This is a genomic window from Achromobacter sp. 2789STDY5608621, from assembly GCF_001299375.1.
Taxonomy (GTDB): Bacteria; Pseudomonadota; Gammaproteobacteria; order Burkholderiales; family Burkholderiaceae_B; genus Achromobacter; species Achromobacter insuavis.
The window spans coordinates 75,796-77,350 of the sequence record NZ_CYTU01000001.1; the positions used below are offsets into that span (position 1 = coordinate 75,796).

Here is a 1,555-nt window from a genome sequence, read left to right on the forward strand (position 1 = left end):
GCGCGAAGAACTCGCGCTGCTGCGCGAGGAATTGATGCTGCCGCGCCAGAGCACCAACCTGCGCGCCCTGAACGTGGCGATCTGCCGCCTGCGGCGCAAGGTGCGCCAGGCCGGCGGCCGCCTGCCGCTGCATACGGTGCATGGCGTGGGCTATGTATTCCTGGGCAACCTGCAAGAGGTTGCCGATGTGTGATCGTGGCAAGTGGATTTCCCCCGGATCCGTTTGTTTTTCGCCGCTTCCCATGTTGCGCGCCGTCGTGAAAATCAGTGATTTCCCCAATAACTGAGTTACATTAACGGGCTATTCACGTGTCAGTGGCGGGGCGCAGGATTTTGCTTTGATCGCAATCACGGATTGCGGTCAAATACGGCGGTCGGACACGGCCGCGCAAACCCGCGACCGTCCTTCGGCAACGGGACACGGCGGGCATCGTCGCCGTTACATTGTTGCGGTCGCTTGACGCGGTTAACTTCGCGGGGGTTTCAATGCGGTTTTCGCCTAAACGTGTCTCAGGTCTGGCTTTTTCCGGCGGCGTCCTCGCGCTGTTGTTGGCGGGTTGCGGTGAAAAGCCGCAGATGAATCCCGGCATGCCGCAGGTCAGCGTCATCACGGTGCAGCCGCAGCGCACCCCCATCGTTTCCGAACTGCCCGGCCGCGTCGACGCGGTTCGCGACGCCCAGATCCGCTCGCGGGTCACCGGCATCGTCCAGAAGATCACCTTCGAGCAGGGCGGCGACGTCAAGGAAAACCAGTTGCTGTTCAAGATCGATCCGGCGCCCTACAAGGCCGCCTACGATCAGGCCACCGCGCAGCTCAAGCAGGCGCAGGCCAACCTGTTCAGCGCCAAGCTGCTGGCCGACCGCTACGCGCCGCTGGTCAAGGCCAACGCCGTCAGCAAGCAGGAATACGACAACGCCGTGGCGGCCTACCGCCAGGCCGATGCCACCGTGGCCGCCGCCAAGGCGGCGCAGGACAACGCCTCCATCAACCTCGGCTACACCGATGTCACCTCGCCCATCACGGGCCGCATCGGCAAGCCGCTGGTGACCGAAGGCGCGCTGGTCGAGGCGACCTCGGCCACGCAGATGGCGACCGTGCAGCAGCTCGACCCGATCTACGTGGACTTCACCCAGTCCACCGCGGACCTGGCCGCGCTGCGCCGCGCCTTCGCCAGCGGCAAGCTGCAGCAGGTCGGCAAGGACGCCGCCCGCGCCACCGTGGTGCTGGAAGACGGTTCCGAATACGACAAGCCGGGCAAGCTGCTGTTCACCGGCATCACGGTCGATCCCAGCACCGGCCAGGTCAACCTGCGCGCCGAGGTGCCCAACCCCGACGGCATCCTGTTGCCCGGCATGTACGTGCGCGTGCGGCTGGAGCAGGGCGTGGACGACCAGGCCCTGGTGGTGCCGCAGCAGGCGCTGCAACGCACCGCCGACGGTTCGCAGAGCCTGATGCTGGTCAAGGACAACAAGATCGAACAGTTGCCCGTCACCACCGGCGGCGCCGTCAAGAACAGCTGGATCGTCACCAGCGGCCTGAAGGCCGGCGACGTGG

Annotated in this window: 2 protein-coding genes; both read left to right on the forward strand. The window is 65.6% G+C overall.

Annotated elements, in window-relative coordinates:
- Positions 1-193: winged helix-turn-helix domain-containing protein (locus AOZ53_RS00365; RefSeq protein WP_197286425.1), on the forward strand; the 193-nt coding region annotated here is incomplete at its 5' end.
- Between the two features lie 293 nt (positions 194-486).
- On the forward strand, positions 487-1,555 hold a 1,069-nt coding region (locus AOZ53_RS00370), incomplete at its 3' end, for an efflux RND transporter periplasmic adaptor subunit (protein WP_054486566.1).